The organism is Bacillus sp. MBGLi79, from assembly GCF_002953915.1.
Genome location: NZ_CP026521.1, coordinates 1,284,994 through 1,298,931, shown reverse-complemented (window position 1 = coordinate 1,298,931; position 13,938 = coordinate 1,284,994). Strand labels below are relative to the sequence as shown.

Annotated in this window: 17 protein-coding genes; 10 read left to right on the top strand and 7 right to left on the bottom strand. The window is 46.6% G+C overall.

What is annotated here, in order from left to right; genetic code table 11:
• The first annotated feature begins 69 nt into the window (after positions 1-69).
• Both C1T29_RS06505 and C1T29_RS06500 read left to right on the top strand, forming a co-directional pair.
• On the top strand, positions 70-507 hold the full coding sequence (locus tag C1T29_RS06505) for a ferritin family protein (RefSeq protein WP_103748938.1): 438 nt from the start codon (positions 70-72) through the stop codon (positions 505-507).
• Positions 508-624: 117 nt separating this feature from the next.
• On the top strand, positions 625-954 hold the full coding sequence (locus C1T29_RS06500; protein WP_014663456.1) for a four-helix bundle copper-binding protein: 330 nt from the start codon (positions 625-627) through the stop codon (positions 952-954).
• Positions 955-989: 35 nt separating this feature from the next.
• Here the strand turns inward: C1T29_RS06500 and C1T29_RS06495 are convergent, their stop codons facing one another.
• Entirely contained in the window at positions 990-2,717 is a 1,728-nt protein-coding gene (locus C1T29_RS06495; protein ID WP_103748939.1) for an SgrR family transcriptional regulator, read from the bottom strand.
• Between the two features lie 113 nt (positions 2,718-2,830).
• On the opposite strand from C1T29_RS06495, the gene C1T29_RS06490 reads away from it, so the two are divergent.
• From C1T29_RS06490 to C1T29_RS06480, 3 genes are all read left to right on the top strand, one after another.
• The gene (locus C1T29_RS06490) at positions 2,831-4,033 is read left to right on the top strand and encodes an MDR family MFS transporter (protein WP_103748940.1); all 1,203 of its coding nucleotides are present in this window, start codon (positions 2,831-2,833) and stop codon (positions 4,031-4,033) included.
• A gap of 107 nt (positions 4,034-4,140) precedes the next feature.
• On the top strand, positions 4,141-5,289 hold the full coding sequence (locus C1T29_RS06485; RefSeq protein ID WP_095432676.1) for an AbrB family transcriptional regulator: 1,149 nt from the start codon (positions 4,141-4,143) through the stop codon (positions 5,287-5,289).
• Complete coding sequence (locus tag C1T29_RS06480; protein WP_095432677.1) at positions 5,290-5,517, top strand: hypothetical protein; 228 nt, start codon at positions 5,290-5,292, stop codon at positions 5,515-5,517.
• Between the two features lie 26 nt (positions 5,518-5,543).
• Here C1T29_RS06480 and C1T29_RS06475 read toward each other — a convergent pair whose 3' ends face one another.
• From C1T29_RS06475 to C1T29_RS06460, 4 genes are all read right to left on the bottom strand, one after another.
• Entirely contained in the window at positions 5,544-6,071 is a 528-nt protein-coding gene (locus C1T29_RS06475) for a MarR family transcriptional regulator (RefSeq protein WP_014663451.1), read from the bottom strand.
• Positions 6,072-6,147: 76 nt separating this feature from the next.
• Complete coding sequence (locus tag C1T29_RS06470) at positions 6,148-7,647, bottom strand: monooxygenase (RefSeq protein WP_095432678.1); 1,500 nt, start codon at positions 7,645-7,647, stop codon at positions 6,148-6,150.
• A gap of 179 nt (positions 7,648-7,826) precedes the next feature.
• The gene (gene lepB / locus C1T29_RS06465) at positions 7,827-8,333 is read right to left on the bottom strand and encodes a signal peptidase I (protein ID WP_014663449.1); all 507 of its coding nucleotides are present in this window, start codon (positions 8,331-8,333) and stop codon (positions 7,827-7,829) included.
• Position 8,334: 1 nt separating this feature from the next.
• Positions 8,335-8,958 (bottom strand): TVP38/TMEM64 family protein, encoded by a 624-nt coding sequence (locus C1T29_RS06460; protein ID WP_014663448.1) that lies wholly within the window; start codon positions 8,956-8,958, stop codon positions 8,335-8,337.
• Between the two features lie 152 nt (positions 8,959-9,110).
• Between C1T29_RS06460 and C1T29_RS06455 the strand changes: the two genes are divergently transcribed.
• The 3 genes from C1T29_RS06455 (at position 9,111) to C1T29_RS06445 (ending at position 11,349) form a co-directional block, all read left to right on the top strand.
• Positions 9,111-9,473, top strand: a complete 363-nt coding sequence (locus tag C1T29_RS06455) for a YhjD family protein (RefSeq protein WP_069149320.1) — start codon at positions 9,111-9,113, stop codon at positions 9,471-9,473.
• Between the two features lie 209 nt (positions 9,474-9,682).
• A complete protein-coding gene (locus C1T29_RS06450) occupies positions 9,683-9,883 on the top strand; it encodes a DUF3311 domain-containing protein (protein WP_003224377.1) in 201 nt (66 codons plus the stop codon).
• Positions 9,880-11,349: a sodium:solute symporter family protein gene (locus C1T29_RS06445; RefSeq protein WP_095432679.1), complete on the top strand. Its 1,470-nt coding sequence runs from the start codon at positions 9,880-9,882 to the stop codon at positions 11,347-11,349. The genes C1T29_RS06450 and C1T29_RS06445 overlap by 4 nt, the downstream gene beginning before the upstream one ends.
• 43 nt (positions 11,350-11,392) lie before the next feature.
• Here C1T29_RS06445 and C1T29_RS06440 read toward each other — a convergent pair whose 3' ends face one another.
• The gene (locus tag C1T29_RS06440) at positions 11,393-11,662 is read right to left on the bottom strand and encodes an excalibur calcium-binding domain-containing protein (protein WP_014663444.1); all 270 of its coding nucleotides are present in this window, start codon (positions 11,660-11,662) and stop codon (positions 11,393-11,395) included.
• Between the two features lie 215 nt (positions 11,663-11,877).
• Between C1T29_RS06440 and C1T29_RS06435 the strand changes: the two genes are divergently transcribed.
• On the top strand, positions 11,878-12,777 hold the full coding sequence (locus C1T29_RS06435) for an SDR family oxidoreductase (protein ID WP_095432680.1): 900 nt from the start codon (positions 11,878-11,880) through the stop codon (positions 12,775-12,777).
• A gap of 44 nt (positions 12,778-12,821) precedes the next feature.
• Here C1T29_RS06435 and comK read toward each other — a convergent pair whose 3' ends face one another.
• On the bottom strand, positions 12,822-13,400 hold the full coding sequence (comK, locus tag C1T29_RS06430; protein ID WP_095432681.1) for a competence transcription factor ComK: 579 nt from the start codon (positions 13,398-13,400) through the stop codon (positions 12,822-12,824).
• A 292-nt stretch (positions 13,401-13,692) separates the two neighbouring features.
• Between comK and C1T29_RS06425 the strand changes: the two genes are divergently transcribed.
• A complete protein-coding gene (locus tag C1T29_RS06425) occupies positions 13,693-13,926 on the top strand; it encodes an IDEAL domain-containing protein (RefSeq protein ID WP_071582266.1) in 234 nt (77 codons plus the stop codon).
• The last annotated feature ends 12 nt before the right edge of the window (positions 13,927-13,938 follow it).

The following is a 13,938-nucleotide window of genomic DNA, read 5'->3' as shown; positions in this document are numbered from 1 at the left end:
TGCACATCTCTCCTTGCCCAACATATACTTTTACAGAAGCCCAATTCCTAGGAATGGAGTTGAATCCTCTTGCATTACAGTTACTATCCCTATCCGGTGCCATACCGGGAAGATCCTGTTTTGATTCGGAATTTGCAGAAGGCCATCAACGGAGAATTCAGTGCAATTCAATGCTACCGCAGGCTTGCCGAACTAGCCGAGCGCGATGAAGTCAGAAAACAGATTGAAGAAATCAGACGTGACGAGATCCGCCACCTTCGTGAATTTTCCACACTGTATGGATCGATTACCGGCAAGCACATCATGCCGAAACAAACGGAAGAGTGCCCGGACAATTTCACGAGAGGACTGGACGCCGCTTTTAAAGATGAACAAGAAACCGTCGACTTTTACTTGCGTGCAGCCGAGGAAACGTCAAACTTAAAAGCGAAAGGCGTCTTCACGCGCGCCGCACGTGATGAACAAAATCACGCTGTCTGGTTCCTATACTATCTGTCCAAACGTTAGATATACCCGTTTTAGGGTATATGTACATATCTCCTCAGCTAAAAACACATTCCTCCGTTTTTTTCAAATGCAGCCGGGAAACATAAAACCATACACTGCATTTAGGGGGAATCAACCATGGAGCAATATTCAGAAGCTTGTATTGAGGCTTGCATTGATTGTATGGAGGCTTGCAATCATTGTTTTACAAAATGTTTGGAAGAAAGCGCGCACCATGATCTCAGCGGCTGCATCCGGCTTGACAGGGAATGCGCGGATATTTGCGCCCTGGCAATCAAAGCCATGCAAACGGACAGCCCCTTTTTGAAAGAAATTTGTGCACTTTGCGCCGATATTTGTGAAGCGTGCGGCACTGAATGCGAAAAGCATGATCACGATCATTGTCAAGCATGTGCGAAAGCCTGCTTCGCCTGCGCTGAACAATGCCGCAGCATGGCGGCGTCTTAAAAGACGGAGAGGGTTCAATGATTGAACCCTCTTTTTTATTTGGACAGCCACACGGAATACAAATCAATCCATCCCTCTTCATCAAGCACCAGGCCTTTTACATTGTTACTTGATGTCACCTGTAGCACATTTTGATATAGCGGAATTGCATTCAGCTCCTGTGTAAGCTGACGGTCAATGTCACGCAGGATATTCATTCTCGAACAGCGGTCAGGCATGGAAAACATCCGCTCTATCATTCCCGAGCAGAATTGTGTCAGCTTTTCAGATAGATGCTGGCACAAGAAACTGTTCTCCGACAGCAGCAAATGCAGAAAACCAAACTCGGTATCTTGATAAAACGTCGCACTGTCATGAATGATATCCGCCATCTGCACGACTTCCGGCCGTCGCAGATCATCAGCATCACAGAATCGAAGTGTAAGCTTGATCCCGTGTTGGGCGCACATATTTTGAATCCATTCGGCGTCCTCACGATGATCCGTTTCCGAAAAGGTATACAGCACCATTGTTTCGCCCTCGTATCCGCTTTTCTTCAACAATTCAGATGGCGTAACGCCCTCTAACTCAAAAGAACTCGGATGCCAAAACGACGTAACCGGGATTCTCCGGTGCCCTCCCGCTTCACGAACGAGCCGTTCAGAGGAAATCAACAGCCGGAGCGCTTTTCTAAAGCTTCGGTGCTGAAGAGGCCCCTTCTTTTTCAGATTGAGCGACAAATACTGGACATGCCGCTCATCAAAAACAGTTTGCTGCTCAGGACATGTTTGTTTTTCTTGAATGGTAAATCCGTTCATCTCACCGGCTTGTTCAGAAAACACAAACTCCACGCGATCCAAATAGGGGCGCCCCTTGAAGTAGCGCTCATAGGCTTCAAGCACAAGCATCCAGCCGTGATGCTGATTCACACGAAAAGGCCCTGTTCCATTGATCCCGCAGCCCTGTTCTGCCGACAATATGGACAGCCGTTCGTCACAAAGAGCATACGGCAAAAACTCATTCGGCTTATCAAGTATGATCTCCACACAATAAGGGCCCTTTTCTAAGACTTGTTTCACTCCGTGCAGCAGCCATTTATACGGGTTGTCAGCCAGTTCCAAAAAGCGCTGAAACGTAAACGCAACGTCCCGCGATGTCAGCAGCTGCCCATTATGAAACAACACACCTTTTCGAAGAAAAAATCTCCACCGTTTTTTTCCGTCCTCTTCCCATCCATGAACCAAATGAGGCTTCGGCTCCTGCATATCCGGATCAAACGTGAGAAGCGTATCAAATATCTGTTTGACGAAATGACCCTCAGACCGCAAAAATATTTGGCATGGATCAAAACTGCTGACAGATTCAGGGGAGATGAACATCCGGAGAACATCCTTTTCTCCATCCCGGCCGGACTCTGTCACAAAACCAAATACCTCAGAAAACCACATACCATATTCATTTTGAAGCTCCGGAAACGCGGACTGATACTGCTGAAGCAGCTCCTTTGCCTTTTTAAGCTTTCCAGCCATGGTATATTCCTTGGCAGTTTGAAGAAGCAGTTCCTCAGGCCTCCGAAGAAACGCAATTTTTGATTTGCGGCCGCGCCCCGCCCCGCTTTCCCGGGTAATCCAATTGTTGTTCTCCATCTTATGTAAAATGAGCTTTGCATTTCTTTCCGTACAAAATAAACTGTCTGCAATCTCAGTGAGCGTCATTTCGTTCATTTGCCCATACTCAGCCCGTCCTGTTTTTACAAGTGCCACGTAGTGCTCAATTAGCTTCAATCCCCGCACCTCCCGACAAAAGGGGAACTTTTATCTCTTCTTTTCTTCACTTTTTGGGCCGCCGCCCCTTCTATACACTACTACTATATCAAACACCGAAAGGCGGCGATCACATGCTGACCAGCTTTCAATCTATTAAATCAAGATATACCGCTCCCGTTTGGCTCCGCTTTTTCGGCGAAATGCTGACAAGCCTGACAGGTGCAATGATGGGACCTTTTATGGTGCTGTATCTGCATGAACAATTAAACGGCAATGTCATGATGCCAATGCTGATCATCAGCCTTCAGCCATTTGCTGATCTTTTCCTGACGCTCGCTGCCGGACGGGTGACGGACCAGCTTGGTCGGCGTACAGCGATTTTGATCGCATTGCTTCTGCAATCATCTGCAATGACAGGGTTTGTATTTGCTGAGCATGCGTATGTTTTCGCCATTCTTTATGTCGTGAATGGCATCGGAAGATCGTTATACATTCCCGCTTCCCGCGCCCAAATCGCCGAAAGCACGCCAGAAAGCAGACGTTCGGAAGTATTTGCGGTCATCAACGCGATCTATTCAGCCGGCCTGACGGCAGGGCCGCTGCTCGGAATGCTCCTGTACAAACAAAATCCTGAATGGATATTCGCTTTAGATGCCGCAGCCTTGTTCATCTACTGTCTGGCAGCTGCATTGAAACTTCCTGAGACAAAGCCGCAAAACACAGCGGTGACACAGGAAAAGTCTGCGAGCTTTACGATATACAGGCCCGTCCTGCTTCTTTTGCTGCTTTCTCTCCCCATCAGCATGTTATATGCGCAAACAGAAACAACATACCGACTGTTCAGCAAAAATATGTTTTCTGATTATCTGTCCATACTGACCATCTACTCAGCAGCAAAGGCTTTATTCAGCTTTGTTTTCCAGGTTCCTCTTGTCAAAGGGACTGAAAAGCTTACAATGAAAACGATTCTTTTCATTACTTATATCTGCTACTCCCTTGCGGCTGCCGGCTTTGCATGCTCAACATCCCCGACAATGCTTTTAGTGACGGCAGCGGTGATGACGGTTGGCGAAAGCATCGGATTAACTCACATCCAGACCTTCATCTCAAAATTGGCACCGCCTCATTTGCTTGGCCGGTTCTATGCTGTCTATGGTCTGCATTGGGATATATCCCGCTCAATCGGACCGCTCGCGGGCGGGCTGATCCTGACATCGTTTGGCGGAGAAGTGATATTTTACGCCCTTGCCGTGTGTCTGCTGGCAGCGGGTTTATGCCTGACTTACACAATAGAGAAGCTCGAACATAAGGTCATAAGAAAAGTGAATCACTAATAGAAAATAATTCATAATTTCTTTATCAACAAAAATATACTATAGTTATAAATACATTCACTACGTGAACAATTGGAGTGTTACGCGAAAAGGAAGAAGGGTTTACATTGAAGAAAGACGAAAATCTCCTCAAAGATCTATGGTTTATCGCAATCAGTGCAGCCGGGGGGTTTATTCTTTCATTAACCGGAATATCAATTGGATGGATGATCGGAACGCTGATTGTCGCCTGCTGCCTCGCCATGATACGGCCGGCATGGCTGATGATGGCACCAGACCAAAAAGGAATTAACCGACGATGGCTCGCCCTCGGGCAGATGATCCTCGGCATCGAATTGGGCCAAAAGCTGAATTTATCCGTTCTCTCTGTTCTCAAAGACCATTGGTTTTCAGTCGGCGTTATGCTGATATTGTCTATCCTGCTGGCCATGCTGTCAGGATATGTGCTTTGGCGTTTCAGCAAAACGGATATGATGACTAGCTTTGTCGGCACAGCTCCCGGCGGGCTTTCCGCTATGCCGAGCATCGCACAGGAGGTCGGCGCCAACACCGCCATTGTCAGCCTCGTGCAAATGATGCGGGTACTGCTCGTGGTCCTTTCCATTCCGTTTTTGGTTATCATGATCTATACAAAACAAGACAGTTCCACAAGTGCTGCAGCAGGACTTTCTTCAGCAACGACAGATTTTAGGCTCGCTCCCGTTTTGTGGACCGTCATTCTGATTCTCGCTGCCTGGGGAGCCTGTAAAGCGGCGAAATGTTTAAAGTTTCCGGCTCCATGGCTGCTTGGCAGCATGCTTGGTGTAGCAATTGTACACGTTGGCGGAGCTGCGGTGATAGGGCACGACATGACGGCATGGTGGCCGTCACAAGCGAACCATGTATCACAAGTATTTCTCGGGGCAACGATCGGCTCTAAAATGTACAAAAGCATGTTTGCCGGCGTCACCCGCATTATCATCGTCGGGTTTGTCTCGTCCGTCGGTTTAATCGCAGCTATGTTTTTGAGCGCCGTGATCGTTTCCGAACTGACAGGAATCTCGCTCATCACCTCTGTTCTGGCATTTGCGCCCGGCGGGATTGCAGAGATGGCGACGACGTCAGTTACATTACATGCTGATTCCACCTTTGTCGTTGCGGTTCAGGTCATCCGCGTCATCCTTGTCATTGCCCTGCTGCCGCCGTTTTATCGTCTGCTTCACCATCTCCATGGTGAAAAAAAAGGAAAAGAGGGCTCGATCAGCAGCAATGCATAATTGGAAACAAAATCCTTCCGTGATACACTTATAGCAGATGGGGAAGGAGTGACTCTTTTGCTGCGCGACAATCCAGAGAAGGCAATGCACTTATATTATGGCATATGCTTAGGAATCTGGCTGATTTATAATTTGGTGGCAACCGGCTCCCCCGGACTGCCTCTTACGATTTTAGTCGGAGGAAATTTGATTTACCTCATCATCCTGAAAAAGAAAGAAAAAACGTAAAAAACACGCACCGCAGTGCGTGTTTTTTATTTGAAAATGCCGGGAAGGCCTCCTTCAATTTCTTCTGACGTCGGATACCATTTTGTCACAAGATCACGAAACAGCCGTTCCGCAAAAAGAATTTCCTCCTCGGTATAGCGGTCAAAAAATGACAGAAAACGCTGTTCAGCCTTCTGATGATAATATTTGTGCAAATTGTGCAGCTTTTTCCCAGCAGGCGTCAATCGGAAGTAGACTTCCTTTTTATTATCGCTGAGCTGTGTTCTGTGCAGGAAGCCTGCGCCGAGCAATTTTGTGCTGATGCGTGATACAGTCGCTTTTGTCGTATTCATTTTTTCTGCTATCGACGTGACATTGATTGGTTCATTGTCCCCGACACAGGACAGAACATGAATTTCTGTCATCGTCAATTGAGATTTACTCCCGTGCTCTACATCTAGCTTCCTCAATTCGTCGGATAAAAAAGCTTTAATAAGCCCCTCCCATTTCTCCTGCTGATGAATGAGCTCCGCATACAATTCAAAAAGATTGCGTTTCGTATGATCTGTGTTCATCGGGTTTTCCATCCTTTTTCATTCGATTGTTTCTTCTATCATACCGTTTTGTTACAGATGAAACAATCGAATTGAATTATACTCGGCTGGTGACGGAAAACCAGCGGCTGATCCCTTTTTGAATCACCTCGGCACAATCGGGCGCTGATGCATCTACCGCCCAGGCTACATGTCCATCAGGACGAATCAATATGGTATGCACATCCCGCAACTTTTCATTCGGTTCTGCAAGCGAGGCGTTTACCGTTCGTAAGCCTTTCACATTGATATGATCATCAGCTTCCTGCATCAACGACAGCAAAACGAATGTCCCGTTTCGGAGAAGGCTGTACAGCCATTCCGAACTGGCGTCGGAAAGAATCAGCTCCATATCAGGGAGCCTTGCCCCGTTCAAAGGATGCGGCGGCATGATAAGATCAGCTTCATATCTGACATCGAGCGCAGAAATTTGCCCCGCTACATATCGATTCACATCAGGGAAGGCCAGCAGCTCCGACATCATCCCCCGCAAATGGAGGCCTGCTTGAGTAAAATCAATCAGCCTTGTCTGTGCCTCCGTGTTCCTCAAGAGCCCTTCAGCTGCCGGGTGCCGCTCGTCATGGTAGCTGTCCAAAAGCCATGAAGGCGCAGAGCCCTTGATCGCCGCCGCCAGCTTCCACCCAAGGTTCATCGCATCCTGAAGGCCGACATTCAATCCTTGCCCGCCCGCTGGAAAATGAATATGTGCGGCATCACCTGCTAGAAAGATTCTGCCGTTACGATACCGTTTCGCTTGGCGCGCGGCGTTCCCGAACCGCGACATCCACGAAGGGTCGGTTAAACCGAAGTCAGTCCCGCAAATTCGCAGAAGGTCAGCTTTCAGCTCTTCCTCAGTCACCGGCACATCTTTCGGCGTTTGTGTGCGATAAGGGCTGACGACAACTACACGGTATTGGCCTGGTGATAACGGAACAATCATAACACCGCCCTCATTTGTGCAAAGGGACAGTACTCCTGACGGCGGCGGAGAATGGAGCACCACATCTCCAAGCGCAGCGGTGACAGTACTGTCTGTTCCCGGAAACTCAATTCCAGCCTGTTTCCGGACGGTACTTCCACCGCCATCGGCACCAACGGCAAACTTACTTGTGATCGTCCGTACACTGCCGTCCCGATCCTTAAAAATCGTTTGCACCGCTTCCCCATTTTGCGTAACCGCGAGCGCCTCTGCCCCCCGAAACACCTCTGCACCCAGACGTCGTACATGATCTTCAAGCAGCTTTTCTGTTTTGGACTGCGGGAGCAAAAGCGTGTAAGGGCAACTCGTATCCAAGCCTGAAAAATCCAGACGGGTATCCAGCATTGAAAAATGTCCGGAAGGTATCTTGCTTCCCTTGGATACGAACCGCTCTAAAATCCCTCTCATCTCAAGGAGCTCCAGCGTTCGGGGATGCAGCGTCAACGCTTTGGAATGTGGAACAGGTTTTTCAAGCCGTTCAATCACACATGTTTTCACCCCGGCCATCGCAAGCTCAGAAGCCAGCATAAATCCGACCGGCCCTCCACCTATAATCACTGCTTCATATTTCATCATCATTCACCACTCCTTTTGTTTCATAAAAAACGAACAAAACCCAATAAAAATGGACCTCCAATCAAAAAGTATACGAATATTGTTACATACGTAACAATATTGATTATAGCTCGTTACAAATTTTTCTTCAACACATTTTTCCAAACGGCATACAAAAAGACGCCTCTTCAATTAGCGTCTTTTTATTCGGCATCAGAAATCACACCGACAATATTTTTTTCTCTTATCGGACCAAAATGCCGACTGTCGAAGCTGTATATGCGATTATCTCCAACGACAAAATATTTTCCTTTCGGCACCTTGCTTGTTCCCGTCACATCTTTCAAAGAAAAATCACCTGTTACATGGCTTCCGGCAGAAACGGATTTTAAATGCTTCAAAAATGGCTCAGCAACCTGCTTTCCGTTCACATACAGCTGATCATCCTGATATTTGATCGTTTCACCGGGCAAGCCGATCACCCGTTTAATCAGCACTTTATGATCAGGGCCTTTAAAAAGAACGATGTCAAAACGATGGATGGTTTTAAATCGATGTGAAAATTTATTGACCAACAATTCGTTCCCTTCCTGAAACGTCGGGTTCATACTGACACCTTCTACCTTGTAATCAATAAAGACGGCATTTTTAACCTGAATGGCGAGAACGACGGACACTACACCGGCAAGAAACAAAAACCGTTTTTTCATGTTACTGTCTCCCTCCATCATGCTCACGCTGACTGGCTCTTACATGCAGATGCCGCTCCACCTTTTTGCCGACATACCATAAGACAGTGATCACCAATACGGCGATGACCGTTCGAATCGGCTGTGTAATCAGCGCGTGCAGATCATATCCGATGAAGCTGATCATAAAAATCATGACAAGCTTCCCTGAGGCTGCCGCCAAAATAAACGGCCGCGTTCCGATCCTTGACAAACCGGCAACAACATTCACCGCGGCTGACGGTGTAAATGGAAAACAAAGCAGAAGAAACATGGGGCCGAAGCCGTGTCTTTCCACCCATAACATCAGCTTTCTGACAGACGGATGACTGCGGATAAATCCAAGCAATTTTCTCTGTCCGTATTGACGGACGATCAAAAATACGAGAATGGAACCAGCAGTTGACCCTGCCCAGGACAGGATGAATCCTTCCCATAAGCCAAACGAGTTCGTATTCGCCACCACAAACACGATCAGCGGCAAAAATGGGAGAAACGCTTCAATTAAAGGCAGCAGCACAGCTATGAGCGGACCGAAAGCCCTATAGCTTTGAAATAATTCAGTTAAATGTTCTTGTGTCAAATAGGATAAAAAATGCTCCAACATTTATACTCCTTACCGGGTTTGTCTATCCTTATTCTACACATTATCAGCAGAAAACTAAAAAGTTTTGGTGTTTTTTTCTGTCTTGAAACATTTCACCAGCCGATATAGAATACAAATAGAACAAATGTTCCCTTTAGAAGGAAGGAGTCAACATGCCGAATCTGCAAGAGGAAATATACGATTTAATTGAACGTGCTCTCTTTTTGCCCATGGCCATTACGATTTTTAACCGTGATCTCGCCGCAATTGAAGAAAGCACATTAAAATTGAAGCATCCTTATAAACAGCTTATCAGCGAATCATTAAAAATAGCACAAAAGGATTTGATAGAGGTCAGAAAAGAACTGAGGAAAAGGAAAATTGCGATCCGCGAGATGGAACGCGATGAGGCGTTTACGCTCTATGTATTTGTCATGGATGGTTATGAAGAAAAGCACCGCTATTTTAATCCCCGAATCCGTGAGCAGGTCAGCGAATTATTAACATGCTATCTATTTGCCCCGGACAGGACCTGAGCCTTTTGAATCATATTGTCCGTTCCCTCTTCGGGGCGATCCCGATCATAAATTTCAGACAATTCACACTATACAAACAAAATAAATTTATTTATAATTCGAACCACAGCCTCTCACCCCGAAATATGACATGTACTGCCATATCGACGACACCATTTTCAGTACGGCCGGGCTTGTACACCCCCAATCCTAATGAGAAGGAGGATTTTATGAAACTGATTCACGTTCTCGCCGCGTTGCCCTTTATCGGAATCTTACTCGGCATCCCTTTTGCAAATAAAGTGACCCCCTATGTGTTCGGCATGCCGTTTATCCTTGCCTATATTGTGATGTGGGCTCTTTTGACCTCTGCGCTGATGGCAATTGTGTATGTCCTCGACAAGGAAAATAAAAAGGAGGAAGCAGAATGAACGCAGCTCTCATCATCATTTTTGGCGTCCTGCTCTTGAGTATTTTTCTCGGTATACGCGCCCAAAAAGGAAAAGACATGAACCTGGAGCAGTGGACGGTCGGAGGACGCGGCTTCGGAACTGTGTTCGTCTTCCTTTTGATGGCAGGCGAAATTTACACTACTTTTACGTTTCTCGGCGGCAGCGGCTGGGCCTACGGAAAGGGCGGTCCAGCCTTTTATATCATCGCCTACGGATGCCTAGCCTACATCCTTTCTTACTGGCTTCTTCCGGCAGTTTGGACGTACGCGAAACAGCATAAACTAATGTCGCAGTCTGATTTTTTCACAAAAAAATACAACAGTCCGCTGCTTGGCATTCTCGTTTCACTGGTCGGCATTGCCGCACTCATTCCCTATCTTGTACTGCAGCTGAAAGGCCTCGGGCTGATTGTATCGGAAACCTCGTACGGCAAAATCACCCCGACCGCCGCCATCTGGATCGGTGCCATTTCCATTACGGTTTATGTTATGGTTTCCGGCATTCACGGGTCAGCCTGGATATCGGTTGTGAAGGACATCATGATTCTGGTTGTCGTTCTGTTTTTAGGTGTGTATTTGCCAATTCATTACTACGGCGGATTTCAAGACATGTTTCAGCAGATTGAAACGGCAAAGCCTGGCTTTCTTACACTGCCCGAAACAGGACAAAGTACGGCGTGGTTCAGTTCAACCGTACTCTTGACAGCGCTTGGGTTTTACATGTGGCCTCACACGTTTTCCGCTTCGTATTCAGCTGAAAACCCAAAAGTCTTTCGCAAAAACGCCATCATCATGCCTTTGTACCAGCTGGTCCTGCTCTTCGTCCTTTTCGTTGGCTTCGCGGCTATCCTGCAAGTTCCAGATCTGAAAGGCGCAGACGGGGATTTATCGCTTTTGAGACTGTCCCTGCAAGCATTTGACCCATGGTTTGTCGGAATTATCGGTGCTGCCGGACTGCTGACAGCACTTGTGCCAGGCTCTATGATCTTAATGTCCGCCTCCACGCTGTTTGCAAAAAATGTGTACAAGGTAATCGCACCCCGCACGACAGAACAGCAAGTATCGGCGCTTGCTAAGTTTTTAGTGCCGGTGATCGCGCTGATTTCGGTGTATTTTACCTTCAAAGGCGGGAATACCATCGTTACGCTGCTTTTGATGGGCTACAGCCTTGTCACACAGCTATTCCCCGCCCTTTTGTTCAGCCTGTTCAAGCATAATATGGTGACAAAGCAGGGAGCCTTCGCCGGCATTATTGCAGGTGTTGGAGCAGTTACTTATATTACAATGACGGAAACGACGATCGGCACTTTATTTCCGGCGCTGCCGCAAGCCGCAAAAGACTTGAATGTCGGCATCGTCGCCCTGCTTTTGAATATCACGGTCATGACGGCAGTCAGCCTTATGACAAGGAAGGCGAAAAGCGCTGCGGCCGATCAGGCGGCTTAAGCAATAGAAAAAGCAATCTGGACACCAGATTGCTTTTTCTTGTTTACCGTTCACAGGCGATAAGATCTTTATCGCGGTCTTTCTTTTTATTGGCATCATAAAGGTCCTTAGAGACGTAAGGCTTGTACTTCGTTTTTCCGCCTTTATTTTTCACCTTCGATGTGCGGGCCACTCCGCCTTTGTATACTTTGTTTAACTCCTTGCAGTTCTTATAGACCTTCACTTTTGTTTTGGCTTCCGCCACATGGTCAGCTCCGTATGAAAAACCGAAAACGAGACCGAGTGACAGCAAAACCGCCGCCGCCTTTTTCATGACAATTCACTCCCCCAACACCCAATATTTAGTTGATTTATAGCTCGAATTTATCATAATTCATATAGTCTTATTTGACAAGATAAATATGGAAGAAGAGTTTGTTTTTCTTGTTTTCTTTTTCCTTCACTATTCAAACTGCCAACACATGTTTTTCTCTACATGCTCAGGGGTACACATACGAATGTACACCAAACAGAAAAGGAGCGTTGATGATGTCTGATTCAAACCTTACGAATCCTATAAAAGCATTTTTTCATGATGAATTTCCTGAACAATATCAAGAGCCGCCAGGCCTGCAAAAGAACATGAAGCCTGTTCCTGATTGCGGAGAAAAAAGCTACAAGGGGTCAGGTAAACTAATCGGCCGAAAAGCGCTTGTCACCGGCGGCGATTCCGGCATCGGCCGCGCTGCCGCGATCGCTTACGCCAGAGAAGGCGCCGACGTGGCCATTAACTACTTGCCCGAGGAACAGCCAGATGCTGAAGAGGTAAAAGAACTCATAGAAGCAGAAGGTCGAAAAGCAGTGCTGATCCCCGGAGACTTGAGCGACGAATCCTTTTGCCAGGATCTGGTCAAACAGGCGCAGCAGGAGCTCGGAGGACTGGATGTGCTGGCGCTCGTTGCAGGCAAACAGCAAGCAGTCGAAAACATCGAAGATCTGCCTACTGAACAAATCTATAAAACATTTGAAGTGAACGTCTTCTCCCTTTACTGGGTTGTAAAAGCGGCGCTTCCGTATTTGCCGGAGGGATCTTCAATTATCACAACTACCTCAGTTGAAGGCTACAATCCAAGCCCGATGCTGTTAGATTACGCAGCGACGAAAAACGCCATTATCGGCTTTACCGTCGGACTGGGAAAACAGCTGGCTTCCAAAGGAATCAGAGTGAATTCAGTTGCGCCCGGACCCATTTGGACACCGCTGCAAATATCCGGCGGACAGCCGACGGAAAACATCCCGAAATTCGGACAAGGCACGCCTCCAGCTCCATTAAACCGCGCTGGACAGCCAGCGGAATTGGCGGATGTTTATGTATTTTTAGCTTCAGAGAATTCAAGCTATGTAACATCTCAGGTATATGGCATCACCGGAGGAATTCCGACGGCATAGCTTTATGAAAGGAGCTGCCCTGTGGGTCAGCTCCTTTCTATTTTCTAATACCGCTCCCCGAGCTCACGCAAAATAAAATCATAAATCATCTTCGTCCGCTCTTCCTTCGGGTACAGCATAAATTCCTGCCTTTTCGGCACGCGGTGGTCGATTCTGTCTTGGAATTTGGTTCTGAGCCACGCTGTTCGGTATACCTGGTTCTCGAACGAATTATAGGAGATCGGCAGCTCCAACGTTTTCCCATTCGAAAACGTCACTTCCGTATCGTCGAATTCAGTCGCTTTGAATTCTTTTACATGCACATGGGAAATCCAGCCGCATTGAGGTCTTGTCGAAGAAAGTGTAGGGAATAAAAAGATTTGGTTCGAAGGGTCCACCATGATTGGCGGCTTGTGTGAAATTTTTGTCACTTCATAAGTTCCTGCTTTTCTTCCCGCATAGCTTGATCCAAAAAATCGGCAGCTTCTGTCGACAATTTGCAGCGGCTTCATGCTGACATAAAACACACAATCTTTTTCAATAATTTTGGAACAGATTTTGCCGTCTATTTCTTCTGGCAGCACGGCAATTGTTGCGCCGTTCACTTCATACGATTCTAAAGGTGCGTCTGTTTTCTGACTCATATTTTGGCCCCCATCCTTTTTCTGCAAAATTTATACTAATAATCTATCATCTGTTTTTATAAAACGACAGGTTTTTTTAACAATTAAGATAAAATCATCTTTTAATGATATTTAATGGTACTAAATGACTAGTAATAAACCGATTTTACTTTGATTAGACTTGCCGGTTTACGGCATTTTGCAGGATATGTCGATAGATTGCCAAGTATTAGTTGTCTAAAAATTATAAAAATTTATTGATTTTTTCGACCGTTATCCATATACTATAAAAAAGGCATTGGGGGGATTCTTTATGAAAGAGAAAAAATCGTACACTGAGCTCATGAAGTCCCGCAACACGCAAAAAACAAAAGAACTTGATGTCACAATGACGGATGTCTATATTCAAATGGTGCTCGATGAATCCTTGTATAAGCGTCGGCTGGCCATGCTGACGGACCAAATCGACAAAGCCTTGGACGAAAAAGATAAAGATGCGTTTCTGACGCTCTCTAAAGAATATGCAACGCTCAAGCAGAGCGAATAAGCCAATCCTTAA

Coding starts and splice junctions, on each gene's coding strand:
- C1T29_RS06425 (WP_071582266.1), top strand. CDS start 13,693: ATGAAAGAGAAAAAATCGTACACTGAGCTCATGAAGTCCCGCAACACG.
- C1T29_RS06460 (WP_014663448.1), bottom strand. CDS start 8,958: ATGTTGGAGCATTTTTTATCCTATTTGACACAAGAACATTTAACTGAA.
- C1T29_RS06450 (WP_003224377.1), top strand. CDS start 9,683: ATGAAACTGATTCACGTTCTCGCCGCGTTGCCCTTTATCGGAATCTTA.
- C1T29_RS06435 (WP_095432680.1), top strand. CDS start 11,878: ATGTCTGATTCAAACCTTACGAATCCTATAAAAGCATTTTTTCATGAT.
- C1T29_RS06455 (WP_069149320.1), top strand. CDS start 9,111: ATGCCGAATCTGCAAGAGGAAATATACGATTTAATTGAACGTGCTCTC.
- C1T29_RS06500 (WP_014663456.1), top strand. CDS start 625: ATGGAGCAATATTCAGAAGCTTGTATTGAGGCTTGCATTGATTGTATG.
- lepB (WP_014663449.1), bottom strand. CDS start 8,333: ATGAAAAAACGGTTTTTGTTTCTTGCCGGTGTAGTGTCCGTCGTTCTC.
- comK (WP_095432681.1), bottom strand. CDS start 13,400: ATGAGTCAGAAAACAGACGCACCTTTAGAATCGTATGAAGTGAACGGC.
- C1T29_RS06470 (WP_095432678.1), bottom strand. CDS start 7,647: ATGATGATGAAATATGAAGCAGTGATTATAGGTGGAGGGCCGGTCGGA.
- C1T29_RS06445 (WP_095432679.1), top strand. CDS start 9,880: ATGAACGCAGCTCTCATCATCATTTTTGGCGTCCTGCTCTTGAGTATT.
- C1T29_RS06440 (WP_014663444.1), bottom strand. CDS start 11,662: ATGAAAAAGGCGGCGGCGGTTTTGCTGTCACTCGGTCTCGTTTTCGGT.
- C1T29_RS06475 (WP_014663451.1), bottom strand. CDS start 6,071: ATGAACACAGATCATACGAAACGCAATCTTTTTGAATTGTATGCGGAG.
- C1T29_RS06490 (WP_103748940.1), top strand. CDS start 2,831: ATGCTGACCAGCTTTCAATCTATTAAATCAAGATATACCGCTCCCGTT.